24 protein-coding genes are annotated in these 23,334 nt (G+C 67.8%); 19 read left to right on the top strand and 5 right to left on the bottom strand.

What is annotated here, in order from left to right:
* Positions 1–20: 20 nt before the first annotated feature.
* Positions 21–821, top strand: a complete 801-nt coding sequence (locus tag AC1DBN_RS03325) for an alpha/beta hydrolase (RefSeq protein ID WP_091721131.1) — start codon at positions 21–23, stop codon at positions 819–821.
* Between the two features lie 36 nt (positions 822–857).
* Here AC1DBN_RS03325 and AC1DBN_RS03320 read toward each other — a convergent pair whose 3' ends face one another.
* Positions 858–2,168 carry an AI-2E family transporter gene (locus AC1DBN_RS03320; protein ID WP_091721129.1) on the bottom strand — a complete coding sequence of 437 codons (1,311 nt, stop codon included), beginning with the start codon at positions 2,166–2,168 and terminating at the stop codon, positions 858–860.
* A 202-nt stretch (positions 2,169–2,370) separates the two neighbouring features.
* Here AC1DBN_RS03320 and AC1DBN_RS03315 point away from each other — a divergent pair, with 202 nt between their 5' ends.
* The 9 genes from AC1DBN_RS03315 (at position 2,371) to AC1DBN_RS03275 (ending at position 12,124) form a co-directional block, all read left to right on the top strand.
* Complete coding sequence (locus AC1DBN_RS03315; RefSeq protein ID WP_091721126.1) at positions 2,371–4,074, top strand: hypothetical protein; 1,704 nt, start codon at positions 2,371–2,373, stop codon at positions 4,072–4,074.
* Positions 4,075–4,143: 69 nt separating this feature from the next.
* Positions 4,144–5,148, top strand: a complete 1,005-nt coding sequence (locus AC1DBN_RS03310; RefSeq protein WP_477722564.1) for a co-chaperone YbbN — start codon at positions 4,144–4,146, stop codon at positions 5,146–5,148.
* Entirely contained in the window at positions 5,148–6,245 is a 1,098-nt protein-coding gene (locus AC1DBN_RS03305) for an NADH:flavin oxidoreductase/NADH oxidase (RefSeq protein ID WP_091721121.1), read from the top strand. The genes AC1DBN_RS03310 and AC1DBN_RS03305 overlap by 1 nt, the downstream gene beginning before the upstream one ends.
* Positions 6,214–6,603, top strand: a complete 390-nt coding sequence (locus AC1DBN_RS03300) for a DUF3253 domain-containing protein (RefSeq protein WP_322788287.1) — start codon at positions 6,214–6,216, stop codon at positions 6,601–6,603. Before AC1DBN_RS03305 ends, AC1DBN_RS03300 begins: the two co-directional genes overlap by 32 nt.
* Before the next feature lie 88 nt (positions 6,604–6,691).
* Positions 6,692–7,510 (top strand): ABC transporter ATP-binding protein, encoded by an 819-nt coding sequence (locus AC1DBN_RS03295; RefSeq protein ID WP_091721118.1) that lies wholly within the window; start codon positions 6,692–6,694, stop codon positions 7,508–7,510.
* Positions 7,492–9,063, top strand: coding sequence for a transporter (locus AC1DBN_RS03290; protein ID WP_091721115.1), 1,572 nt, complete (start codon positions 7,492–7,494; stop codon positions 9,061–9,063). Before AC1DBN_RS03295 ends, AC1DBN_RS03290 begins: the two co-directional genes overlap by 19 nt.
* 27 nt (positions 9,064–9,090) lie before the next feature.
* Positions 9,091–9,870, top strand: coding sequence for a glucosamine-6-phosphate deaminase (gene nagB, locus AC1DBN_RS03285; RefSeq protein ID WP_091721112.1), 780 nt, complete (start codon positions 9,091–9,093; stop codon positions 9,868–9,870).
* 131 nt (positions 9,871–10,001) lie between these two features.
* Positions 10,002–10,343 (top strand): DUF3039 domain-containing protein, encoded by a 342-nt coding sequence (locus AC1DBN_RS03280; protein ID WP_015937500.1) that lies wholly within the window; start codon positions 10,002–10,004, stop codon positions 10,341–10,343.
* The gene (locus tag AC1DBN_RS03275; protein WP_091721109.1) at positions 10,343–12,124 is read left to right on the top strand and encodes a DEAD/DEAH box helicase; all 1,782 of its coding nucleotides are present in this window, start codon (positions 10,343–10,345) and stop codon (positions 12,122–12,124) included. The genes AC1DBN_RS03280 and AC1DBN_RS03275 overlap by 1 nt, the downstream gene beginning before the upstream one ends.
* A gap of 61 nt (positions 12,125–12,185) precedes the next feature.
* On the opposite strand, the gene AC1DBN_RS03270 is transcribed toward AC1DBN_RS03275, so the two are convergent.
* On the bottom strand, positions 12,186–12,809 hold the full coding sequence (locus AC1DBN_RS03270) for an isochorismatase family protein (RefSeq protein WP_091721106.1): 624 nt from the start codon (positions 12,807–12,809) through the stop codon (positions 12,186–12,188).
* A 9-nt stretch (positions 12,810–12,818) separates the two neighbouring features.
* Positions 12,819–14,147, bottom strand: a complete 1,329-nt coding sequence (locus AC1DBN_RS03265) for a nicotinate phosphoribosyltransferase (RefSeq protein WP_091724023.1) — start codon at positions 14,145–14,147, stop codon at positions 12,819–12,821.
* Positions 14,148–14,185: 38 nt separating this feature from the next.
* Between AC1DBN_RS03265 and clpS the strand changes: the two genes are divergently transcribed.
* The 6 genes from clpS (at position 14,186) to rdgB (ending at position 18,521) form a co-directional block, all read left to right on the top strand.
* Positions 14,186–14,548, top strand: coding sequence for an ATP-dependent Clp protease adapter ClpS (gene clpS, locus AC1DBN_RS03260; protein WP_091721104.1), 363 nt, complete (start codon positions 14,186–14,188; stop codon positions 14,546–14,548).
* Positions 14,541–15,107, top strand: a complete 567-nt coding sequence (locus tag AC1DBN_RS03255) for a DUF2017 domain-containing protein (RefSeq protein ID WP_091721101.1) — start codon at positions 14,541–14,543, stop codon at positions 15,105–15,107. The genes clpS and AC1DBN_RS03255 overlap by 8 nt, the downstream gene beginning before the upstream one ends.
* 105 nt (positions 15,108–15,212) lie before the next feature.
* Positions 15,213–16,253, top strand: a complete 1,041-nt coding sequence (gene murI, locus AC1DBN_RS03250) for a glutamate racemase (protein ID WP_390896657.1) — start codon at positions 15,213–15,215, stop codon at positions 16,251–16,253.
* The gene (locus AC1DBN_RS03245; protein ID WP_091721099.1) at positions 16,250–17,047 is read left to right on the top strand and encodes an MBL fold metallo-hydrolase; all 798 of its coding nucleotides are present in this window, start codon (positions 16,250–16,252) and stop codon (positions 17,045–17,047) included. The genes murI and AC1DBN_RS03245 overlap by 4 nt, the downstream gene beginning before the upstream one ends.
* A 65-nt stretch (positions 17,048–17,112) precedes the next feature.
* Positions 17,113–17,871, top strand: a complete 759-nt coding sequence (gene rph / locus AC1DBN_RS03240) for a ribonuclease PH (RefSeq protein ID WP_015937492.1) — start codon at positions 17,113–17,115, stop codon at positions 17,869–17,871.
* Positions 17,868–18,521: an RdgB/HAM1 family non-canonical purine NTP pyrophosphatase gene (gene rdgB / locus AC1DBN_RS03235; RefSeq protein WP_091721096.1), complete on the top strand. Its 654-nt coding sequence runs from the start codon at positions 17,868–17,870 to the stop codon at positions 18,519–18,521. Before rph ends, rdgB begins: the two co-directional genes overlap by 4 nt.
* Before the next feature lie 84 nt (positions 18,522–18,605).
* Here rdgB and AC1DBN_RS03230 read toward each other — a convergent pair whose 3' ends face one another.
* Entirely contained in the window at positions 18,606–19,385 is a 780-nt protein-coding gene (locus tag AC1DBN_RS03230) for a DedA family protein (protein ID WP_091724019.1), read from the bottom strand.
* A 108-nt stretch (positions 19,386–19,493) separates the two neighbouring features.
* Between AC1DBN_RS03230 and AC1DBN_RS03225 the strand changes: the two genes are divergently transcribed.
* A complete protein-coding gene (locus tag AC1DBN_RS03225; RefSeq protein ID WP_091721094.1) occupies positions 19,494–20,504 on the top strand; it encodes a 3'-5' exonuclease in 1,011 nt (336 codons plus the stop codon).
* Positions 20,505–20,617: 113 nt separating this feature from the next.
* Positions 20,618–21,094 carry a DUF4395 domain-containing protein gene (locus tag AC1DBN_RS03220; RefSeq protein WP_091721091.1) on the top strand — a complete coding sequence of 159 codons (477 nt, stop codon included), beginning with the start codon at positions 20,618–20,620 and terminating at the stop codon, positions 21,092–21,094.
* Here the strand turns inward: AC1DBN_RS03220 and AC1DBN_RS03215 are convergent.
* A complete protein-coding gene (locus AC1DBN_RS03215; protein WP_091721087.1) occupies positions 21,075–22,157 on the bottom strand; it encodes an ADP-ribosylglycohydrolase family protein in 1,083 nt (360 codons plus the stop codon). The two genes, AC1DBN_RS03220 and AC1DBN_RS03215, sit on opposite strands and share 20 nt — an antisense overlap.
* Before the next feature lie 176 nt (positions 22,158–22,333).
* On the opposite strand from AC1DBN_RS03215, the gene AC1DBN_RS03210 reads away from it, so the two are divergent.
* Positions 22,334–23,290, top strand: coding sequence for an aquaporin (locus AC1DBN_RS03210; RefSeq protein ID WP_091721084.1), 957 nt, complete (start codon positions 22,334–22,336; stop codon positions 23,288–23,290).
* The last annotated feature ends 44 nt before the right edge of the window (positions 23,291–23,334 follow it).

The following is a 23,334-nucleotide window of genomic DNA, read 5'->3' as shown; positions in this document are numbered from 1 at the left end:
CTGTCGCTAAGCTGGCAGGCATGACTTTTGATCCGGCGTCGTACGAATTCAGCCAGGCCGCTGGCCCCGTTCCCATCCGTGCCTCCACGGTCCTGCCGGCCAGGCGCGAGAACGTCGAGCTGCAGACAGCGGACGGACACACTCTGGTGGGCGAACTCGCCCTGCCGGAATCCGGCGAGGTCCGGGCCACGCTGATCACGTTGCACCCGCTTCCTACGCACGGCGGCTTCATGGACTCGCACGTCTACCGCAAGGCGTCCTACCGGCTGCCGGCGCTGGCCGGCATCGCAGTGCTGCGTTTCAACACGCGCGGCACCGGCTCCCCCCGGGGCACCAGCACGGGTGCGTTCGAGGAAGGCGTGGGGGAACGCCACGACGTGGAAGCGGCGGTCCGTTTCGCCGTCGAACGCGGGCTGCCCAACCGGTGGCTGGTGGGCTGGTCCTTCGGCACGGAACTGGCACTGATGTACGGTGCCACCGAACCTGTGGCATCGCAGGTGGAGGGTGCTGTCCTGCTGTCCCCGCCGCTGCACCGGGCCACGGACAAGCACCTGCAGCTGTGGGCGGAGTCGGGCAAACCGCTGACGGTCCTGGTGCCGGAGCACGATGACTTCCTCCAGCCCGCCGAGGCCGCAGCCCGCTTCAGCCTGGTTCCCCAAGCGCACGTGCTGGGCGTGGACGGCGCAAAGCATCTGTGGGTGGGCGAGAAGTACGCCGCGCGGGTCCTGAACGAGATTGTGGGGCGGGTGTCCGCAACGGACGGGAACGCCGCTGCACTGCCGACCGAGTGGGACGGGCCCACGGCGACTGCCGCCTCCTGACCCGTCCCCGAAGCGGGCATCCCCGCGGTTGCCGGGCTAGTGCTGGTCCTGCCGGACGATATAGATCTCCTTGATCAGCAACAGGATGGCAGCCGCCGTGGGAATCGCGATAAGGGCGCCCAGGACCCCCAGCAGGCTGCCGCCGGCGATCACGGAAATGACGGCGACGGCACCGGGAACGGCCACGGCCTTCTGCATGATGCGTGGCGAGATGAAGTAGGCCTCGAACTGGAGGTAGGCAAAGTAGCAGATGGCGTAGATGGCGGCCGTCTGCCAGCCCACGGTCAGGGCGATGAGGACTACGACAACGCCGGCGATCATGGCACCCACCAGCGGGATAAAGGCAAGCAGTGCCACCACGAACGCGAGCAGCAGGGCGAACGGAATGCCCACAATCGACATCACGATGAAGGCGAAGGTGGCATTGAGCAGGGCAACGCAGGCCTGGCCGATCACGTAGTTGCCCACGGACTTGGTGATGGCATCCGACAACGCCTCCACCCGGTGCCGGCGGGAACGCGGGGCCAGCCGGTAACCCCACTTCTTCATTGCCGGCAGGGCAGCAAGGAAGTAGAGGCTGAGCACCAGGACGATCAGGGCACCGAACAGGCCATTGGCCACCGTGGAGCCGAACCCCACGACGCCGCCGGCGATTCCGCCCACGGCGTTGGGATCGTTGACGAACTTGTTCAACTCATCGGCGATGCGGTCGCGGACACCGAACTGGTCGTCAAGGGTGCGGAAAAGGTCCGAGTTCATGAAATCCCGCACCCACGTGGGCGCCTGCTGCACTATCTCGGTGACCTGCTGGACGATCGTTGGGATCAGGGTGGCAAAGAAGCCCACTACGGCGACGATCAGCACGGAGACTGACATCAGGATTCCGGCCGGCCGGGGGATCTTCCGGTTCTCGAGCCACTTCACCACGGGCTCGAGGCCCAGCGCGATGAAGAGCGCCGCAACGATCCACAGGAGCAACTGGGTGGTGTGTGATCCAATCCAGTAGACCAGCAGCGCCACCCCGACGCCGACGGTTCCCATGAAGCCCATGTAGAGCGGATGTTGCGGGGACATCCGTGGTCCGGGGGCGCCGAACTGGGGGCGCGTCACGCCGTCGGGGTCCTCGGTGGTTTGGTCCTGCTGGGAGTATTCCGGGGGCATCTCGAAACGGAGCCGCGGCTGCGCGCCGGGCAGCGGCTGGCGGAGGCGACGTGCCAGGAAGCCCAGCGCTGCTGCGGCGGCGCCCTTCCGGTGGGCAGTTCCGGGCCCCTGGGGGACCGCGGGCGACGGTCCAACGTCCCTTGGATCGCCTGCTGCCTGGGAGGACTCGTCCGTCTTGTCAGTCACTGGTTTTTGGCGCCTGTTCCGTGCATGGCACCGCCTTGGCGGGCCGGTGTGATGATCATCGCAAACACTATCAGCAGGCTTGTCAACACCTGCGGAGGAGCACCGCAGAGACTCCTGGCGAGGACTGCCGGATAGCCATGAACCGGGCCTGAACTGGGGCTCGTGGTAACAAAATGGTTACTATTGAAGCTAAACCCCGCTGATGATAGGTGTTCCCTTGCGTTTAAAGACTGCAGCCGCACTTGTGCTGCTCGGCCTCCTGACACTTCTGGCCGGTATCGGCCAGAAGACCATCTGGGCCCCTTCCGAGACCTTTACGGCGTCCGCGCCGGCCGACGCTACGGCTGCCCCGTTGACCGTCTTCGACCAGAAGCTGCGGACACTCCACGGCGGAACCGTCAAGATCGATGTCCAGGGCGACGGCAACTTCATGCTTGCCGCGGGCCGGCCCGATGACGTTGAGGCATGGGTGGGCACCGCTGCGCACAACACCATCACGGGAACGTCCGAGGACGGCAAGTCCCTGCAGGTTGAACATACCGACGGCGAAGCCACGGCACCCAACCCTGCAGGATCCGACCTTTGGGTCACCACGGAGAATGCCAGCGGTGAGCTTGAATACTCCTGGACGCCTCCGGCGGACGGCGACTGGACGTTGCTGCTGGCCGCTGACGGAACCAAGGCTGCTCCCGCGACTGTCTCGATGACCTTTCCCAACGACACCGCCACCCCCTGGGCCATCCCGCTGATGGTCCTCGGCGCGCTGCTCATCCTTGGCGGGATTGTCCTCGCCGTGCTCTCGGCCCGCCGTCGCGACGGTGACGGCGACGGCGAGGGCAGCGGATTCGCCCAGCGTGCCCGTGCACGCAAGCAGGCCCGCTCCTCCTCCAGGGTCACCATGGCGGCCGCCGGCGTGGCCGCTGCGGTACTGGCCGGCACGGGAACTGCCGCCACGGCCGCCACATCGCCTGCCCCCGCTCCCACGGGCTCTGCCTCGGCGCCTGCCGCCCAGGGTGGAAACGCCGCCCCCGTCCTGCTGGACGTGCAGTTCCGCCGCATCCTTGAGCAGGTGTCCAGTGCTGCCGACGCCGGCGACGCCGCCAAGGATGCTGCAAAACTGGCTGACCGGGTGGGCGGTACGGAGCTGGAAGTCCGTACCTCGAACTACAAGATCCGCTCGCAGGTGGGCTCGTATGAGGCCCGCATGCCGGTCCGTTCCACCAAGCTCCTGACGACGGCGGTCACCACGGACCGCGGATGGCCGCGCTCGGTCCTCGCCGTTTCCCAGGGTGATGGCAACGTGGTTCCCCAGCTGCTGACCCTCGTCCAGAAGTCCCCGCGGGAAAACTACAAGCTCATGGAGACCACTCCGCTCCAGCCGGGCACCACGTTCCCCGCCATCAGCCGGAACGGCACTGAGACCGTGGAGGCTAAAGACAAGACCGGCCTGCTGTACACCGGGGAAGAGGCCCTGTCGGGCCTGGCCGACCGGCTCAGCAATGCCGATTCGGCGTTCAAGGACAAGATCGTGGAAGGCGAGTCCTCGCCGTACATTGCCGACACCCTGTCCTACCAGGCCGAGGTGGTCAAGGCCGGCGAAAACGGAAACTTCTCCTTCACCCACAAGGTGGCCCCCGAAGGCACCGTGGTGTTCCGCACCGAAGATGGCGGCGCACTGGTGCTGGGCCGCATCAACTTCGGCTTCGAAGGAACCCCGAAGGCCGCCGGAGACAAGCTCTCCATTGGTGACGACGCCGCAGCCCTGGCCGGAGGCAAGGAAACCACCACGGGCATGGTCCTGAGCTTCGCCGAGTCGGTGGCGGTCTACGTGCCGCCGGCGGGGTCCTCCGATCCCATGAAGCTTGTGGCAGCAACCCGCGGGCTCGTGGGCGCCAGCTTCAAGTAGCCGCCCGCACCAAGTAGTCCCATTACCGCAGTACCACCGGCAGCGGCCGCAGTGGCTAGAGTGGGAAGCATGAGTTCGCCTGCTTCCCGTCCAGTCCCTCCGGCCGCTGCCAACCTGCTTAACCTGCGCGGCGCCGTCGATCTTTCCAGCCTGAAGCAACGCCCCGCCGCTCCGTCGCCGTCAGCGGCACCGCCGTCGCAGGATGCCCCGGCGGGCACCCCGGCGGCCGGTGGGACAAGCGGTCCGGGAAATGGCCCCGAGTTGCGGGTCGAGGTGACGGAGATGAACTTCCAGCAGCTCGTGGAGCTCTCCGCGCAGGTGCCGGTGGTCTTCGCCCTGTGGGCTCCGTACTCCCCGGAATCCGCTGCGGCCCTTGAGGCCCTGGACCGCGTGGTGGCCGGCTACGGCGGCCGGCTGGTACTGGGCGCTGCTGACATCGAAGCGTTCCCCCAGCTTGCCCAGGCCTTCCAGGTCCAGGCCGTGCCCACTGCAGTGGCCGTCCTGAAGGGGCAGCCGGTTCCCCTCTTCCAGGGCCACGCCGAGGAAGAACAGGTGCGCAGCCTTTTCGATGAACTGCTGAAGGTTGCCGCTGCCAACGGTGTCACCGGCAGCCTGAACGCCGGGGACGGCGGCGAACCGGAAGAAGCTCCGTTGCCCCCGCTGCACCAGGCCGCGTACGACGCCATCGAAGCAGGGGACTACGAGTCGGCGGCAGAAGCGTACCGGCAGGCCCTTAACGAGATGCCGTCCGATCACGAGGCCAAGGCCGGCCTGGCACAGGTGGAGCTGATGGCCAGGCTGCAGGTGGTGTCTGCCCAGGACACCGAGGCCATCCGGGCGCTGGCGGCCAATGAGCCGGACAACATTGAAGCGCAGCTGGGCGTCGCGGACCTTGATGTCGCCGGGGGCCACGTTGAGGATGGGCTGAACCGCGTGGTGGCCTTTATCGGCCGGAACTTCGGCCCGGAGCGTGAGACCGCGCGGGTGCGGCTGCTGGAGCTGTTTGACGTCGTGGGGGCCTCGGACGAACGGGTGGCCAAGGCGCGCCAGGCCCTGGCGAGGGTGCTCTTCTAGTGCCGGCGCTCTTCGAGCCGCTGAAGCTGAGGTCCCTGGAACTGCAGCACCGGGGCTGGGTATCACCCATGTGCCAATACAGTTGCGATGCCGACGCCGCCCCGGGTGTTCCCAACGACTGGCACCTGATGCATTTGGGCTCCTTTGCCGCCGGCGGGGCCGCGCTGATCCTCACCGAGGCGGCAGCCGTGAACCCCGAAGGCCGCATCAGCCCGCGCGACGCCGGCATCTGGAACGACGATCAGGTTCACGCCTGGCGGCGGATTACCTCGTTCGTGCACCAGCACGGCACCGGCGGGGCCAGGATCGGCGTCCAGTTGGCCCACGCCGGCCGGAAGGCCTCCACGTTTTGGCCGTTTTCCGGCCGGCGCGGGACGGTGCCCGAATCGGAGGGCGGCTGGACCACGGTTGGCCCGTCGGCAATCGCGTTCGAGGGGTACGACACTCCGGCCGCCATGACCGGGGACCAGATCCAGGCAGTGGTTACGGACTTCGTCGCTGCCGCGGTCCGGGCGGTCGATGCCGGCTTCGACACTGTGGAGATCCACGGGGCCCACGGCTACCTGCTGCACCAGTTCCAGAGCCCCTTGAGCAACACCCGTGACGACGAATGGGGCGGCGACGAGGAACGGCGGAACCGCCTGATGCTCGCCGTCATCGATGCCGTTCGGTCCGCCATCCCGGACTCAATGCCGCTCCTGCTGCGGATTTCCGCCAGCGACTGGGCGCCGGGCGGCATCGGCCTGCCGGAGTCTGTCCGCCTGGCTCGCCAGGCGGCGGAGCATGGCGTGGACCTGATCGACGTTTCCAGTGGGGGAGCGGTGGCCCACCAGGAAATCACCGTGGGCCCGGGTTACCAGACCGGATTCGCTGCCGCCATCCGGGAGGAAACCGGAGTGCCCACCGGCACGGTGGGACTCCTGACCTCCGCCGGGCAGGCGGAGCACGCTGTGGCCACTGGCCAGGCGGATGCGGTGCTGATTGCCAGGGCGGCGCTCCGCGATCCGCACTGGTGGCTTCGTGCGGCCTTCGAATTGGGTCATGACCTGCCGTGGGTTCCGCAGTATGAGCGCGCCATTCCGCGGCGCTCGTTCTGAACGGCATGCCGTGAACGGGCCGAAGCCATCGGATGACGCGGCACCTCGCGGCGCTGCCCCGTCCGGCAAGTCCGCCTCCGGCAAGTCCGCCTCCGGCTCTTCCTCTTCCGGGCCCACCGGCAAGGAACTGGAGACTGCCATCCTGAAGCTGCTGGCCGCCCGGGCAGCCACATCCACTATTTGCCCGTCCGATGCCGCCCGCGCCGTGGGCGGCGAGCACTGGCGGGGTCTGATGGAGCCGGTCCGCCAAGCCGCCCGCCGGCTGGTTGACGCCGGCGACGTCGAGGTCACCCAGGGCGGTTCCGTGGTGGATCCGGGCACCGCCAAGGGCCCCATCCGCATCCGCAAGGCCCGCTAGGCACCCGCCCGCGGACGCCGTCGTACGCCTTTGTCGCTACTCCTCCGGGAGGACCCCAGGGGCGGCACCTGCGGGCTAGTCTGGCTTCATGACTGCTCCGCAACCGCACCCGGCGCTTCCACCCACCCCTGCCGGCCCACCCCCTGGCGGGGCCGTTCCGGCACTGTCCATCCGGGGGTTGGCCAAGCGTTTTGGCACCAAGATCGCCGTGGACGGAATCAGCCTCGATGTCCCGGCCGGCTCCTTCTACGGCATCGTGGGTCCCAACGGCGCCGGCAAGACCACCACCCTGTCGATGGCGACGGGGCTTCTCCGCCCGGACTTCGGCACGGCCCTGGTGCACGGCGTGGATGTCTGGGTGAATCCCCTGGAGGCCAAAAGGCTGATGGGCATCCTCCCGGATGGCGTCCGGCTCTTCGACCGCCTCACCGGAGAACAGCTCATCACCTATGCCGGGCTGCTGCGCGGCATGGACCGCGGGGTGGTGGCTTCCCGGGTGGGCGAGCTGCTCGCTGCCATGGACCTGGCCCAGGACGCCGGCACCCTGGTGGTGGACTACTCGGCCGGCATGACCAAGAAGATCGCCCTCGCTTCGGCACTGATCCACGCCCCGCGGCTCCTGGTCCTTGATGAGCCTTTTGAAGCCGTGGACCCTGTCTCGGCGTCGAATATCCGGTCAATCCTGGACAGCTACGTCGCCTCGGGCGGAACAGTCATTGTCTCCAGCCATGTAATGGACCTGGTGCAGCGCATGTGCGACCACGTGGCAGTGGTGGCAGGCGGCCGTGTGCTGGCTGCCGGAACCGTTGACGAGGTCCGCGCCGGAGCCTCCCTGGAAGACCGCTTCGTCCAGCTGGTGGGCGGCCGGAGCCACACGGAAGGGCTGGAATGGTTGCGCACCTCCTAAGGCTCAAGCTGACTCTGCTGCGCAACGGGCTCAAGCGCAGCCCCTGGCAAATCGTGGGTATTGCCTTTGGCGCCCTTTATGCCGTGGGAATCGTGGGGGCGCTGGTGGTCGCGCTGATCATGGTGGGGCGCGAAAGCCACGAAATTGCACAGACTGCCGTGGTGCTGGGCGGATCCATCGCCATCCTTGGGTGGGGGCTCATCCCGGTGGCCGTATCCTCTGCCGATATGACCCTGGACCCGCTGCGGTTCACCACCTTCGCCGTGCCCATGCGGCAGCTTCTGGCGGGGCTCGCACTGGGCGGCCTGATTGGCATCCCCGGGGTGGCCACCGCACTGGTGGGTCTTGCCACCGTGGCAACCTGGTCACGGGGCATCCTTTCGGCCGGTGCCGCACTGGTGGGGGCTGTCCTGGGAATCCTGACCTGCATCATCCTGTCCAAGGTGGTGACCACGGCTACGGCCAGCCTTGCCTCGTCCCGGCGCTTCAAGGACATCAGCGGCGTAGTCTTCATGATTCCGCTGATCCTGCTGGGACCCATCGTGGCAGGTGTTGCACAAGGCATCAGCGCCTCGGCGGCGTTCCTGCCTGACTTCGCCCGTGCCCTTGCATGGACGCCGCTGGGTGCGGCCTGGTCCCTCGGCGGAGACATTGACGCCGGGCAACCCGGGGCCGCCGGTCTGAAACTGCTGATCGCCGCCGCAACGCTGGCGGCCCTTACCTGGTGCTGGAAAGTCCTCCTGGAACGCGCGCTGGTCAACCCGCCCTACGCAGGCGGTGGAAGCCGGAAGGGCGGAAAGCTGGGAATGTTCGCCTTGCTGCCGCCAACACCCACCGGAGCCGTAACGGCCCGTTCACTCACGTACTGGCTGCGGGACCCCCGCTACGGCGGATCGCTCATTGTCATTCCGCTGCTGGCCGTGGTGCTGTTCTTCCAGGCCAGCCAGGGGGACAGCCTGGGCGCCCTTTCCGTGCTCGGCCCGCTCACGGCTTTCCTCATGGCCTGGTCCATTTCTGCAGACATCTCCTATGACAACACCGCCTTCGCCCTCCACCTGGCCACCGGGGTCCGGGGAACCGCAGACCGCCTGGGCCGTGCACTGGCGTGCCTGATCCTCTCCGTCCCGGTGGTGCTGGCCTTCACGGTGGTGCCCTTTGCCTTCACCGGGTCCTGGGAGTGGTTGCCTGGCGTGCTGGGCCTGTCACTGGGCATGCTGCTCAGCGGGCTGGGACTGTCATCAGTGGTGTCCGCCCGGTACAACATCGCCGTTCCGCTGCCGGGCGACAGCCCGTTCAAGAAGCCGCCGGGAAATGTTGGCCAGACCATGCTGGTGCAATTCGGCGGCATGGGCGTGCTTGCCTTCCTGGTCATTCCGGAGGCCGCGCTGCTCATCGTGCAGAGCGTCACGGGTAATCCGTTCTTCGGGTGGCTGAACCTTGGCGTAGGCCTGGCCCTGGGGCTGGTACTTTTTGTGGTGGGCGTCAGGGTTGGCGGCCGCTGGCTGGAAGCCCGCGGTCCGGAAATGCTGGCCCAACTCACTGTGAACCGTTGATCCACCACCCCCGAAGGACGGCCTGACGTGGAAGTTGTAATCCTTGGCGGCAGCCGTCCCATCGGGAAGCTGGCCGCTGACGCCATCGAAGAGCTGTTGCGGCGCAAACCGGACGCTGTGCTGGGGCTGGCCACCGGGTCCTCGCCCCTGCCCGTCTACGAGGAACTGGCCGCGCGCCACGCAACAGGGCTGGATTTTAGCCGGGCGTCTGGCTTCGCCCTCGATGAATATGTGGGACTGCCCGACGGGCACCCCGAGCAGTACCGGAACGTGATCCGCCGCGAATTCACCGACCGGATCAATATCGATCCCGCCAACGTCCATTCGCCGGACGGCTCCGCCGCGGACATCCCGGCAGCCTGCGATGCCTATGAAGCCGCCATCGCCGCTGCCGGGGACGTGGACCTGCAGTTGCTGGGCGTTGGCACCGACGGCCACATCGGTTTCAATGAGCCCGGGTCCTCCTTCGCCTCGCGCACCCGGATCAAGAGCCTGATCGAACAGACCCGCAAGGACAACGCGCGGTTCTTCACCAGCCTGGCGGACGTTCCGCACCATGTCATCACGCAGGGCCTGGGCACCATCATGGACGCCCGGCACGTGATCCTGATCGCAACCGGAGCCCAGAAGGCGCAGGCGGTCCGGGACTTCGTGGAGGGACCCGTTGCTGCGATCTGCCCGGCGTCGGTCCTGCAGTTCCACCCGCACGCCACCGTCCTGGTGGACGAAGCCGCCGCTTCGGCCTTGAAACTCGCCGATTTCTACCGGCATACCTACGACAACAAGCCCTCCTGGCAGGGCCTTTAGCGGCACCTCCGGCACCCGGGCGCGTCGCGGAAACGTACGACGCCGGGCTTCGCCGGGATGCGTCCGGCCCGGATGGACGTGCCCCCGGGAGCCGCGCCACCGTCGGACGCAGCCCTGCCGGAAAGGCTAAGATGGTTGGCATGACTAGCATGACGGACCCTCTCGAAAACGACCCGATGCGCGAGCTTTCCGGGGCTGGTACGTCCACGGCCACCATTGAGCGCGAGGAACTGCGCCAGGAGGTCGAACCGGGGGACCGGGAGCGCTTTTCGCACTATGTCCGCAAGGAAAAGATCATGGAGTCGGCGCTGAGCGGTGAGCCCGTCATCGCACTGTGCGGCAAGGTCTGGACGCCGGGCCGGGATCCGAAGAAGTTCCCGGTGTGCCCCACGTGCAAAGAGGTCTACGAGGGCCTCCGCCCGGGCAATGACGGCGGCAAGGGTCCCGGAGGGGACTCAGGCAGCAACAAATAGTGACGGAGACGCTCTTTGGCGGCCCCACCCTGCCCCCGGCCTATCCGGAACGCGCAGCCTGGGGAACCGCCCCGAAACTCCGTGCCTGGCAGCAGGAGGCCCTTGACCTCTACTTGGCCAAAAGCCCCCGCGATTTCCTTGCGGTAGCAACGCCCGGCGCCGGTAAGACCACCTTCGCCCTGCGCATCGCCTCAACGCTCATCGATTCCGGTGCGGTAAACCGCGTGACCATCGTGGCGCCCACCGACCACCTCAAGCGGCAGTGGGCTGACGCTGCAGCCAAGGTGGGCATCGCGATCGACCCCAACTTCAAGAACTCGGACGGCCAGCACGGCCGCGGATTCATCGGGGTTGCTGTCACGTATGCCCAGGTTGCCAGCAAACCGATGCTGCACCGCGCCAAGACCGAGGCCGCCCGCACGCTGGTGATCCTGGACGAGATCCACCACGGTGGCGAAGCCCTGTCCTGGGGCGACGGTCTGCGGGAGGCCTTCGACCCCGCGATCCGCCGGCTGTCCCTGACCGGAACACCGTTCCGTTCGGATACCTCGCCTATTCCGTTCGTGGAGTACGCCGAGGACCGCGACGGCATCAGGCGCTCCAAAGCCGATTACACTTACGGCTACGGCAACGCCCTGCGCGACCACGTGGTCCGGCCCGTGATGTTCATGGCGTATTCGGGCCAGATGCGCTGGCGTACCAGTGCCGGCGAGGAGATGGCGGCGTCCCTGGGCGAGGCTGCCGTCACGAAGGACATCACCTCGCATGCCTGGCGGACAGCACTAAACCCGGCCGGCGAGTGGATCCCCGCCGTCCTGGCGGGCGCGGACAGGCGGCTCAGCGAGGTGCGCCGCACGGTGCCCGACGCCGGCGGCCTGGTGATTGCCACGGACCACGAGGACGCGCGGGCCTACGCCGGGCAGCTGAAGCGGATCACGGGGGAGTCGCCCACGGTGATCCTCTCCGATGACGCGAAGGCCTCGAGCAAGATCGAGGAGTTTACCGCTAGCGAAAAGCGGTGGATGGTGGCTGTCCGGATGGTGTCCGAAGGCGTTGACGTGCCCCGGCTGTCCGTCGGTGTGTACGCAACGTCCACGTCCACGCCGTTGTTCTTTGCCCAGGCTGTGGGGCGTTTCGTGCGTGCCCGCAAGCGCGGCGAAACTGCCTCGGTGTTCCTGCCGTCCGTCCCCACGCTGATGGCGCTGGCCAACTCCATGGAAATGGAGCGGGACCACGCCCTGGACCGGCCGGAGAAAGAAGACGGCGACGGCCTGTTCAACCCCGAGGACTCGCTGATGGCCGAGGCGAACCGGGAGGACAAAGCCTCGGACAGCCTCACCAAGGGCAAGTTCGAGGCACTGGACTCACAGGCCTCCTTCGACAGGGTCCTGTTCGACGGCGGCGAGTTCGGCACCGGCGGCGAGGTGGGGTCCGACGACGAAATGGACTTCCTGGGCATCCCCGGGCTCCTGGATGCCGAGCAGGTGGGCACGCTGCTGCGGCAGCGCCAGCATGAACAGCTGAACCGGAAGAACCGGAAGGGGCCGGCGGCGGCGGAAACCGTGATTCCAGCCGTACCGGACCATAGGATGCTGATGGACCTGCGGAACGAGCTGGCGAAAAACGTGGCTGCATGGGCGGCCCGGACCGGCACTCCGCACGGCATGGTGCACACCAAGCTGCGCACCGTCTGCGGCGGTCCACCGGTGGCCCAGGCCAACGAGGAACAGCTGCAGGCGCGGCTGCGGAAGCTTCAGGACTGGTTCGTCGGCCGCAAGTAGCGGACAGGAATACAGGAATGGCCGGGCCCGTAGGCCCGGCCATTCCTGTAGGTTCCGGCTTTCAGGCGACGTCTACGCCGCCGAGTTCCATCTCCGCCACGGCTTCTTCCAGGTCTTCGGCAATGCCCGCCGTGAGGGACCGGACCACGGTGACCGAGTATCCTGCCTGGACGGCGTCGAGGGAGGTGGCCAGCACGCAGTAGTCGGTGGCGATCCCCACCACCACAACGTCCTCAACGTCATGGCTCTGCAGCCAGTCGTCGAGGCCGACGGCGTCCCCGTCCGGCTCAAGGGCGTCGCCTGTTGAACCGGCCTGGCGCTCCCCGGTGGGGACGGCGTCCTCGGGCGCCAGGAGTCCCTCGAAGCCCGAGTACGCGGCAGCGTACTGGCCCTTCCGGAAATACGCCTCGATGTATTCGGTGTCCAGGTCCGGGTGGAGGTCCGCGCCGCGGGTGCCCGCCACGCAGTGCGCCGGCCAGCTGTCCTTGAAATCAGGGGTTTCCGAAAAGTGCCCGCCCGGATCGATGTGCCAGTCCTGGGTGGCCACAATGTGGTCGAATTCGTTGTGGTGGGCGTCGACGTATTCGCTGATGGCGCCGGCCACGGCAGCGCCGCCGTCAACGGCAAGCGAACCGCCCTCGCAGAAGTCGTTCTGGACGTCGACAATAATTAGTGCGCGTGACATCAGTCCTCCTCAGTTGTCTTCGTAGATGGTGGGGATTGCTGCCTCGCCGCGCTGCAGCCGGTTGACCACCGGCGGCAGTTCGGCCATGGAATCGGCGTGCCGCCGGGCCGCCCGGACCACTCCCTCGTGCCCGGTCCAGCCGGGAAGGAGCTCGCCGTTCTTCATGAACTGCTGCAGCAGGGGGCGGTCGTTCCCATCGTCTTCGGGGCGGTGGCCTACGCCCACTACCTCCGCCGTAGCCGTGCCTCGGCTGTCCAGCTTGCGCAGCGCATATTTGCGCCCGCCCACGCTGGCTTTGTTCTTGGCGGCCTTGGCCACGGAGACGTACGCGCCGTCGTCGTCCGTGCGGCTGACCAGCTTGTAGACCATGCTGGCGGTGGGAGCACCGGAACCGGTGACCAGCGACGTGCCCACACCGTAAGCGTCCACCGGAGCGGACTGCAGGGCGGCGATGGCGTACTCGTCGAGATCGGACGTGACCATGATCTTGGTGTTCTCGTTGCCGAGGTCGTCCAACAGCCGGCGGACCCACTGTGCCTGGGCCACGAGGTCGCCCGAGTCCAGCCGCACCGCACCCAGCCGGGGACCCGCAATGTCCACGGCCGTGCGGACGGCCTGTTCGACGTCGTACGTGTCCACCAGAAGGGAGGTGCCCTCGCCGAGGGAAGCGATCTGCGCCTCGAAGGCTTCGCGCTCGGTGTCATGCAGCAGCGTGAAGGAGTGCGCGGCGGTGCCCACCGTCCTGATGCCGTACCGGATGCCGGCCTCGAGGTTGGAGGTGCTGCCAAAGCCGGCGATCACGGCGGCACGCGCGGCCGAAGCAGCCGCTTCCTCGTGGGTGCGCCGCGACCCCATCTCAATGCAGGGGCGGCCGCCGGCAGCGCTGACCATGCGCGACGCGGCGGAAGCGATGGCGCTGTCATGGTTGAGGACGGACAGGATGTACGTCTCCAGCATGCAGGCTTCGGCGAACGTGCCCTCGACGATCAGGATGGGGGAGTTGGGGAAGTAGGCCTCACCCTCCGCGTAACCCCAGATGTCGCCGGAGAACCGGTAGGAGGACAGGTACTCCAGCGTGGCGTCATCCACCACGTTGGTGCGGGCCAGGAAATCCAGCTCCGCCTTGCCGAAGCGGAAGTTGGCGATGCCCTCCAGCAGCCGGCCGGTGCCTGCCACGATGCCGTACCTGCGGCCGTCCGGGAGCCGCCGTGCAAAGGCCTCGAACACCGATTTGCGGTGGGCCGCGCCGGAATGGAGCGAAGCCTGCAGCATGGTCAGCTCGTAGTGGTCTGTATAAAAGGACGTGCGGGGATGGTCCCAGCCGGCAGAGGTACTCACGAAAATCACTCTAGTAGCCAGCCCCATAGAATGGACAGATGAGCATTAGCGTTGCGCCCGGCCCTGATACGCAGGAGGGCACCCGGACCGGAACAGCGGAGTCCATAGACACCCTGGCCGCCCCGGACATCCCCTGGAACCTGGTGATCTGGAACGATCCCGTCAACCTCATGAGCTACGTCAGCTACGTTTTCCAAAGCTATTTCGGGTATTCGGAGACCAAGGCGAACAAGCTCATGATGGAGGTCCACAAGAAGGGCCGGTCCATCGTGACGCACGGCAGCAAGGAACAGGTGGAGCGCCACGCGGTGGCCATGCACGGCTTCGGGCTGTGGGCCACAGTGGAAAAGGCAAGCGGCACGTCCGGCAACCCGGGCCGGGGCAAGGGGAAACGTGGCTAAGGCATTCAAGTACGGACTCAAGGGCATCACCGGATTCCTGGAACCAACCGAGCGCGAACTCCTGCGGAGCCTGATTGCCGATGTCATCTCCATGCTGCAGCCGGAGGAACGCGAGGGCCAGGACCCGCTGGCGGCACTCATCGGACTGGACATGGACGTGGTTGAGCCCACCGACCGTGCGGTCAGGCGGTTGCTGCCGAACGTGGTCAAGGACGACGGCGACGCCTCGCTGGAGTTCCGCCAGCTCACCGAGCGCTCGCTGCGGGAAACCAAGATCGGAGCCCTGCGGGCCGCGGCGCTGGACCTGGACAAGGACGAGATCGTGCTGACCACCGAGGGCGCGAAGCACTGGTCCACGGCGCTGAACGACGTCCGCCTGGTGCTGGCTGAACGGCTGGACATCCGCGACGAACAGGATGCCGAGCACGTCCACCTGATGCAGGACTGGTCCCAGGCCGAAGACGTGGAAAGCTACCTGGCGCTGGTCTACAACTTCACCACCTGGCTGCAGGAATCCCTGGTGCAGGCCATGCTCCAGTCCATGGAAAGCCGCCGTTGAGCGGCGGCCGCCGCGCCGGCAGCCGGGCCTGTGACACATCAGACACGAGTTCCAGGCCACAACATGATGGCTGAGGCTTCAGGGAAGACCTATCCTCGAATAATCATGACAACAGCCTCGAGCAAGGAGCCGTCAGCGGTCGCTGCACAGGTGTCCGCAGCCAGCGACCCTCCCGCAGCGGCGCTGGAAACCCGGCCCATCGGCGTTTTCGATTCCGGCGTAGGCGGCCTCACGGTGGCCCGCTCCATCATCGACCAGCTGCCCAACGAGTCCATCCTCTACGTGGGGGATACGGCACACGGGCCCTACGGGCCGCTGCCCATCGCCGAAGTCCGCGCCAATGCCCTCGGCGTCATGGACGAACTGGTGGACTCCGGCGTCAAGCTGCTCACCATAGCCTGCAACTCGGCGTCGGCCGCTGTGCTCCGGGACGCCCGCGAGCGGTACACGGCCAAGTACGGCATCCCTGTCATTGAAGTCATCCAGCCGGCTGTCCGCCGCGCCGTGGCGGCCACCCGCTCCGGGCGCGTCGGCGTCATCGGAACTTCCGCCACCGTCGGCTCCCGGGCCTACGAGGACACCTTCGCCGCAGCCCCGGACCTGCACATCACCTCCGTGGCCTGCCCTGAATTCGTCAGCTACGTCGAGGCCGGCATCACCACCGGGCCGGAGCTGCTGGCCGTTGCCGAGGAATACCTCGCACCCCTGAAGGCCTCGGGCGTGGACACCGTGGTGCTGGGCTGCACCCACTACCCGCTGCTGACCGGCGTCATCTCCTATGTCATGGGGGCGGATGTCACCCTCGTCTCCAGCGCCGAGGAAACCGCCAAGGACGTCTACCGGGCCCTGGCAACCAACAACCTGCAGCGCACGGCGGCCACCCCGCCCGAGCACCATTTCGTGGCCACCGGCGACGCCGCGCAGTTCGAAACCCTGGCCCGGCGGTTCCTCGGACCCGAGGTGCTGTCCGTCCGCCACGTGGACCACGTGGCTGCGCAGTACCCCACGGGAAGCCTTGCCCGCATCACGCCGGAGATGATCGCAGCGGCCCAGAGCGCGCGGACCCGGCCGCGAATCTCCAATTTCGTGGACCGCGCACTTGCGGACACCGGCCCCGCCGGCAGCAGCGGGGGGACCGGCCTGTGAAGCTCACCATCGTCGGCTGCACCGGCTCGTTCCCCGGCCCCGGATCCCCGGCATCCTGCTACCTTCTGACGGCCACCGACGGGGAGCGGACCTGGAAAGTGGTCATGGACCTCGGCAGCGGTGCCCTCGGCGCCATCCAGCGCTACACGGACCTTGAGGACATCGACGCGATCTTCCTCACCCACCTGCACCCGGACCACTGCATGGACCTGTGCGGACTGCACGTCGCCGTCCGCTGGAAGCCCGGTGGGTGGGACCGAGGCCGCATTCCCGTGTGGGGACCCGCCGCCACCGCTGACCGGATGGCCACCGCCTACGGGTTGGACCTGGACCCCGGGATGCACGAGGAATTCGACTTCACCAACTGGAGCGAACGCCAGCCCGTGACGGTGGGCCCTTTCACGGTGACGCCTTACGCCGTGAACCATCCCGTGGAGGAGGCGTACGCGCTCCGGGTGGAGGTGGTGGAACCGGACAAGGATGGCAACCCGGTGGCCCGCACCCTCACTTACTCGGGGGACACGGACTCGTGCCCCGGCCTGGAAGAGGCAGCGAAGAACGCCGACCTGTTCCTGTGCGAGGCGGCCTTCGAAGAGGGCCGCGACGACGGGATCAAGGACGTCCACCTCACCGGCAAGCGCGCCGGCGAAGCAGCAGCGGCCGCGAACGCCCGCAGGCTCCTGCTGACCCACATCCCCGTCTGGACCTCGCAGACCACCGTCATGGCTGAAGCGCGCCCGGTTTTCCCGGGCGATGTGGCCGTGGCCGTGGCCGGAGTGCACTACACCATCTAGCGGCCGGTCGAGCATGCCCGGCTGCCGGGGCGGACCCTGCCCTTGGCACTCGATAAGCTAAAGGCATGACTTCTGAAGCAACTGCAGTGCCCATTGTGCGCGCCGACGGCCGCGCCCCCGACCAGCTCCGGCCCATCAGCATCACCCGCGGATGGTCCAACCAGGCTGAAGGTTCGGCGCTGATCGAATTCGGCAACACCAGGGTCCTGTGCACCGCTTCCCTGACCGCAGGCGTCCCGCGCTGGCTCAAGGGGGAGGGCAGGGGCTGGGTCACCGCCGAATACGCCATGCTCCCGCGTGCAACCAACACCCGCTCCGACCGGGAATCCGTCAAGGGCAAGATCGGCGGCCGCACCCATGAGATCTCCCGGCTCATCGGCCGGTCCCTGCGCTCGATCATCGACACCAAGGCCCTGGGCGAGAACACCATCGTGCTGGACTGCGACGTCCTGCAGGCCGACGGCGGCACCAGGACCGCGGCGATCACGGGCGCCTACGTGGCCCTGGCCGATGCCATCCGCTTCGCCCGCGACAACAAGCTGATCGCGCGGAACGCCCAGCCGCTGACCGACACCATCGCTGCCGTGTCCGTGGGCATCATCGACGGCGTTCCCATGCTGGACCTGCCCTACGTTGAGGACGTCCGGGCCGAGACGGACATGAACGTGGTGGTCACCGGGTCCGGCAAGTTCGTGGAGGTCCAGGGCACCGCAGAGGGTGCGCCCTTCGACCGTGACGAGCTGAACCAGCTCCTGGACCTGGCGCTGCTGGGCACCACCCAGCTCGCGGCCATCCAGCGGGAGACGCTGGCGGACACCCTGTGAGTGACGGGGCCACCCCGCGGCTGGTCCTTGCCACGCACAACAAGGGCAAGCTCCGGGAGCTGCGCGAGCTCCTGCGCGGCCAGGTCCCAGGGCTCGACGTCGATACCCAGGTGGTCGATGCGGCTGCGGCGGGTGCGCCGGACGTCGTCGAAACGGGTGTCACGTTCGCGGAAAACTCGCTGCTGAAGGCCCGCGCCGTGGCCGCCGCCACCGGCCTGGTGGCCATCGCGGATGACTCTGGGCTCGCCGTCGACGTCATGGGCGGCGCGCCGGGCATCTTCTCCGCGCGGTGGTCCGGCAGGCATGGCGACGACGAAGCCAACCTCAATCTCCTCCTGGGCCAGCTCTCCGACGTGCCGGACCAGCACCGCGGTGCTGCGTTCGTCTGTGCGGCGGCCCTGGCTGTCCCGGCAGCCGATGGGGAGGACACGCGCGAGGTGGTGGAGTACGGGCAGCTCGAGGGCGTCCTGCTGCGCGAGCCCCGCGGGGCCGGCGGCTTCGGTTATGACCCCATTCTGCAGCCGGCCGGCCACGACCGCAGCTGTGCCGAACTGTCGGCCGCGGAGAAGAACGCCATCAGCCACCGCGGCAAGGCCTTCCGTGCCCTGCTGCCGTCCATCGTGGCGGCCCTGGAAACTCAGCCCGCCTGACGCAGCTCGGGCCGGGAACCTCCCGAGGATATGCATGAAAAAGGCGCGGTCCCCATGGTGGGGACCGCGCCTTTCGCTATCCGGCTACTTAGGGTGGCGGGGGGTCTTGTGTTCGTCCTCCGGGGTGTGTTCCTCGATGAACTCGTCAACGGCGTCGGTACCGTAGGCCTGGGCCTGGCGCTTGGCGGACATGCCGCGAAGGACCTCGATGCCGATGGGCAGCACCGATACCAGCACGATGGCGATGAAGATGATGTCCAGGTTGTCCCGCACCCACGGGACCTTGTCGCCGAGGAGGAAGCCGAGCAGCGTCACGCCGCCGCCCCACAGCAGCGCGCCGATGACGTTGTAGAGGAAGAACTTCTTCTTATCCATCTGGGCCACGCCCACGATGACCGGCACGAAGGTCCGGATGATGGGGACGAAGCGGGCCAGGATCAGTGCCTTGCCGCCGTGCTTTTCGAAGAACGCGTGGGCGTTCTCCACGTTTTCCCGCTTGAACAGCCGCGAATTCGGCTTGTTGAAGATGGCGGGGCCGGCCTTGGACCCGATGAAGTAGCCGGCCTGGTTGCCGATGATGGCCGAAATCACAATCAGCAGGGCAAGCAGCCACACGTTGAACTTGATGGTGTCCGTGGCAACCAGCAGGCCCGCCGTGAACAGCATGGAATCGCCGGGGAGGAAGAAGCCCACCAGCAGGCCGGTCTCCGCGAAGACGATGCCGCACACCAGCAGGACCACCCACGGCGCCAGGGCAGGATCAGCCAGGAAGATCTGGGGGTTCAGCCAGTCGGGAAGGAAGGAAGCCAGCTGCGGCTGGACCGGTCCTGCACCGCCCAGCATGGACACAGCAAGGTCATTCATCACGGGAAAGTTCACCCTTCAAGGGTACTTGACGGGCCTGCGCCGGGCGGTCCGGCAGTGCCGCCAGCCTGTCGGGTCCGGGCGCCTTCCGGCGGTAAGGTTGCTGGCGTGGGTTTGGACTTTACGGCGATTGACTTTGAAACGGCGAACGGCTTCAGGGGCTCTCCCTGCGCAGTTGGCCTGACAAAAGTCCGCGGCGGCAAGGTGGTGGAGGAGGCCGCGTGGCTGATGCAGCCACCGGCTGACCACGACCACTTCGACTACCACAACGTGCGGATCCACGGCATTACCGCCGCGGACGTTGCGGGCCGGCCCCGCTTCGGTGATCTGTTTCCCGAAATCGGGGCCTTCATCGGCGATGACGTGCTGGCCGCCCACAACGCCGCCTTCGACCTGGGAGTGATCCGCTCGGCCCTGGAGGTCTCCGGACTTCCCGGCCCCGCGTACGACTACGTCTGCACCGTGATGCTGTCCCGGCGGTGCTACTCCCTGGTGTCCAACTCCCTGCCGTTCGCGGCGGAGGAGGCGGGCGTCCCGCTGCTCCGGCACCACGACGCCGCAGAGGATGCCCGGGCCTGCGCCGGAATCCTGATCGACATCGCCCGGCGCAACGGGGCCAACAGCCTGGCCGAGCTCTACCTTTCACTGGGGCTCGTGATGCCGCGGCAGCACGCGTTCGATCCGGCGGTGGATCCGTTGTCCAAGCAAAGCCTGACAGCCCTTGCCGGCGGGTCGGGCAACGGTGCTGCGCTGGTCCGGCCCTTCCAGTCCGGCTGGCCGGACGAAGGCCCCAACCCGGAGCCCAACCCGGATGCGGAGCCCGGCCATCCCCTCTACGGGCAGACCGTCGTCTTCACCGGTCAGTTGTCCATCGGGCGGCCGGAGGCGAAGGTCCGCTCCGCCGAGGCCGGTGCCCGGACGGAAAGCCGCGTGACCGGCAGGACCACAGTCCTGGTGGTGGGTGACGGATTCGTGGCCGCGGACCTGCGCTCCGGGCGGCTGACCGGCAAGGCCCGCAGGGTGCTGGAGCTCCACGACCGCGGCCAGGCCATTGAGGTGTTGTCCGAGGGCGAGTTCCTGCAGATGGTGGGGAGCATGGCGGGCGCAGCAACCGCGTAGCCTCGCTTCATGCCAATCGGCCGCCCGGCATGCGAAGCGTTGCCTCACCTCCGGGAGTTCACGGGAAGCAACAATCCTTCCTCCCGGCGGCGGCCCGATCCTAGCCTTGCACCATGAGCCTCTTCGCCTTCCCCAACCCCGTCAACGAGTACGCGGCCCGCGTCACTGCAGGGCTGGTGGTGCTCGCGGCCGTGGCTACTGCCTTGAGCGGTTCCGTATGGGGTTTGGCGGCCATTGCCGCGGGTTTCTGGCTGAGGCTGCTGTTCGGCCCGCGGATCTCCCCGCTTGCGTTGCTGTCCGTCAAGGTCATCACGCCGCGGCTGGGCAGGGTCAAGCTCGTGGCCGGACCGCCCAAGCGTTTCGCCCAGGGGATGGGCGCGCTGGTGTCCACCGCGGCGCTGGTCCTGTTCCTCTCCGGTGCCGTACCGGCGTCGTGGGCTGTCCTGGGCGTCCTGATCGTGGCGGCTTCGCTGGAGGCGTTCCTGGCGTTCTGCCTGGGCTGCGTGATCTTCGGCTGGCTTCAGCGCCGCGGGCTGATTCCGGAGGACGTCTGCGAAGCGTGCAACAACATCAGCCTTCGCCGGTTGTGACTCCCACCAGGAGGTCCGCCATGCCCCGGATCACTTCCGGGGCCTCGAGCACGCCAAGCCACTCTTCCGGCAGGCACGCCTCGCCGTAGTAGGCGCCCAGGATGTTGCCCGCCACGGATCCGGTGGAGTCGCTGTCGCCGCTGTGGTTCACGGCCAACGCCACCGCTTCCCGGAAATGCCGCACGGGAGCGTCCGCGGCTGCGTCATCGGCGGGGCGGGTGGCGAGGACGGCGTAAAGGCCGACGGCGAGCGCCTCCTCCGCAACCCAGCCCTCGCCGAGTTCGGCAACGAGTTCCTCGGGCGGGACAACGCCCTTGGCTGCCAGCCGAAGCGCCACCTCAAGCCGCTGCGGCAGTTCCGGTGCCACGCCGGTGATGCCGGCGGCGTGGGCAGTTACCGCCGCGGCTGCATCGTGCAGGGCGTCGCCTGAGATGAGGCGGTGGATCAGGAGGCTGAATACCCCGGCGCTCTGCCGCGCCGAAGGGTGCCCGTGCGTCAGGGAGGCGGCGTCGGCACTCAACTTGTAGACGGCGTCGGCCGTCACATGCGGCACCAGGCCGAAAGGTGCCGAACGCATGACGGTGCCGCAGCCCTTGGAGTCCGGATTCACGGGCCGGAAGGATGTTCCCATTTCCCCGGTGGCCAATCCCGAAATGCAGGCACGGCCGGGGTGGCGGCGCTGGTGGAGGACCGCATGCCCGTCGATCCAGCGGGGCTGCGGGGCCGGCGCCGCGGGCCCGGCATCCTCACCCTGGGTGGCAAGCCACCGCAGGTAGGCCAGCCACAGGCAGGCATTGACGTCGGCGCCGACTCCCGAGTTGGCCCACTCCAGCGCTTCAACCAGGCCATCCACGGTGTACAGGGTCATCTGCGTATCGTCGGAGATGTGGGTGCTGCCCGAAATGTCGGCGAAGTCCCTCAGCCCGTCCGGGCCGAAGCGGCTCCGGATGTCGGAAATGGGATCGAATTCAACTTCGTAGCCGAGGGAGTCGCCGAGTGCGCCGCCGAGCAGGCATCCGTGGATGCGGGACTTCAGTGCGGGCACGGCAGTGTCAAAGCTCATGCTGCAAATCTACCGTGGGCGTGCAGTGGGCCGGAAAGCAGCGGCGCTGGACTGCGCCGCTGGATCGGCGACGGTGCCGGCGTCCGGCCGGTGTCCAGCCAACGCCCAGCCGGGGCTGGAACAATACTGGGGTTGCCCGGCGGCAGCACCCCTGGCCCCTACCCAAAGGTCCCATCATGAGCACTACCGTTCCTGACCGACACGATGCCCTTCCCGGCACCTCCGACGCCGTCCGTCCGGGCCTGCTGCCCAGGCTTGGCGCCGAAGCGTTCGGCAGCCTCTTCATCGCCGTCGCCGGCCTTGGGGTACCGCTGTTCAGCATCCCGCAGTCCAGCCCCCTTCCCGCAGCCCTGGCGGCCGGCCTTGCGGTGACTGCGGCGATGCTCGCGGTGGGGCACGTGTCCGGCGGGCACTTCAACCCGGCGATTACCCTGGGCCACCTTCTCGCCGGGCGCATGCGTGCCGGCGCGGCAGCCGCCTACGCCGTTGCCCAGCTGGCCGGCGCCGTGGTGGGGGCCCTGGTGCTGTTCGCGGTACTGCGCACCCTGCCGGGCATCGCGGACAGCCGCACCGCCTTCGATACCGTCACCGCAGGCTTCGGTGAGCACTCGATTATCCAGGCGCCCGTGGCTGCCGTGCTCCTCCTCGAAGTGCTGGGCGCAGCCATCGTGGTGGCCGTCTTCCTTGGTGCCGCCGCCCGCGAAAGGGCCGGCGCCGTCGTCGCGCCCTTTGCCGTGGGCCTGACCTTCGCCGCCCTCCTGCAGCTGGGACAGGCCGTGGGAAACCTGCCTTACAACCCCGCCCGGGCGCTGGCGTCCGCCGTCTTCAGCTCAGGCTGGGCCGTTGAACAGCTCTGGGTATTCCTGCTGGCGCCCCTCGCCGGTGCGGCCATCGCGGGCCTGCTGTTCCGCATCTTCCGCGCCACGCCGGCGCCCGCGCCCGTCACCGGGGACACGTCCGACGACGATGCCTCCCTGGACGGGCACCCTGCGGTTGCTGCGGGGGCCGGCGCGGACGCCACAGCCGGCTCCGCCGGGGGAGCCCGCAGCGCAGCGCAGCCGGATCGTGCGGTCGGGTCCACCGGCGGCGCCCCCAGCGAGGCCCAGGAGTTCTTCGACGGCAAGCGGGGCTGAGGGCCCTTTTACTGTGGGATGCCACTGACGGGTTGCGGCGCTGG

It is taken from the genome of Pseudarthrobacter sp. 10T415 (assembly GCF_056394175.1).
This window is presented reverse-complemented; position numbering and strand designations above follow the sequence as displayed.

Bases quoted from the DNA above. Each gene is read 5' to 3' on its own strand.
- AC1DBN_RS03315 (WP_091721126.1), top strand. From the start codon at position 2,371: ATGATAGGTGTTCCCTTGCGTTTAAAGACTGCAGCCGCACTTGTGCTG.
- AC1DBN_RS03280 (WP_015937500.1), top strand. From the start codon at position 10,002: ATGGTTGGCATGACTAGCATGACGGACCCTCTCGAAAACGACCCGATG.
- AC1DBN_RS03290 (WP_091721115.1), top strand. From the start codon at position 7,492: ATGGTTGCGCACCTCCTAAGGCTCAAGCTGACTCTGCTGCGCAACGGG.
- AC1DBN_RS03300 (WP_322788287.1), top strand. From the start codon at position 6,214: ATGAGCGCGCCATTCCGCGGCGCTCGTTCTGAACGGCATGCCGTGAAC.
- AC1DBN_RS03230 (WP_091724019.1), bottom strand. From the start codon at position 19,385: ATGAATGACCTTGCTGTGTCCATGCTGGGCGGTGCAGGACCGGTCCAG.
- rph (WP_015937492.1), top strand. From the start codon at position 17,113: ATGACTTCTGAAGCAACTGCAGTGCCCATTGTGCGCGCCGACGGCCGC.
- AC1DBN_RS03325 (WP_091721131.1), top strand. From the start codon at position 21: ATGACTTTTGATCCGGCGTCGTACGAATTCAGCCAGGCCGCTGGCCCC.
- AC1DBN_RS03310 (WP_477722564.1), top strand. From the start codon at position 4,144: ATGAGTTCGCCTGCTTCCCGTCCAGTCCCTCCGGCCGCTGCCAACCTG.
- clpS (WP_091721104.1), top strand. From the start codon at position 14,186: ATGAGCATTAGCGTTGCGCCCGGCCCTGATACGCAGGAGGGCACCCGG.
- AC1DBN_RS03295 (WP_091721118.1), top strand. From the start codon at position 6,692: ATGACTGCTCCGCAACCGCACCCGGCGCTTCCACCCACCCCTGCCGGC.
- murI (WP_390896657.1), top strand. From the start codon at position 15,213: ATGACAACAGCCTCGAGCAAGGAGCCGTCAGCGGTCGCTGCACAGGTG.
- AC1DBN_RS03215 (WP_091721087.1), bottom strand. From the start codon at position 22,157: ATGAGCTTTGACACTGCCGTGCCCGCACTGAAGTCCCGCATCCACGGA.
- AC1DBN_RS03270 (WP_091721106.1), bottom strand. From the start codon at position 12,809: ATGTCACGCGCACTAATTATTGTCGACGTCCAGAACGACTTCTGCGAG.
- AC1DBN_RS03220 (WP_091721091.1), top strand. From the start codon at position 20,618: ATGAGCCTCTTCGCCTTCCCCAACCCCGTCAACGAGTACGCGGCCCGC.
- AC1DBN_RS03210 (WP_091721084.1), top strand. From the start codon at position 22,334: ATGAGCACTACCGTTCCTGACCGACACGATGCCCTTCCCGGCACCTCC.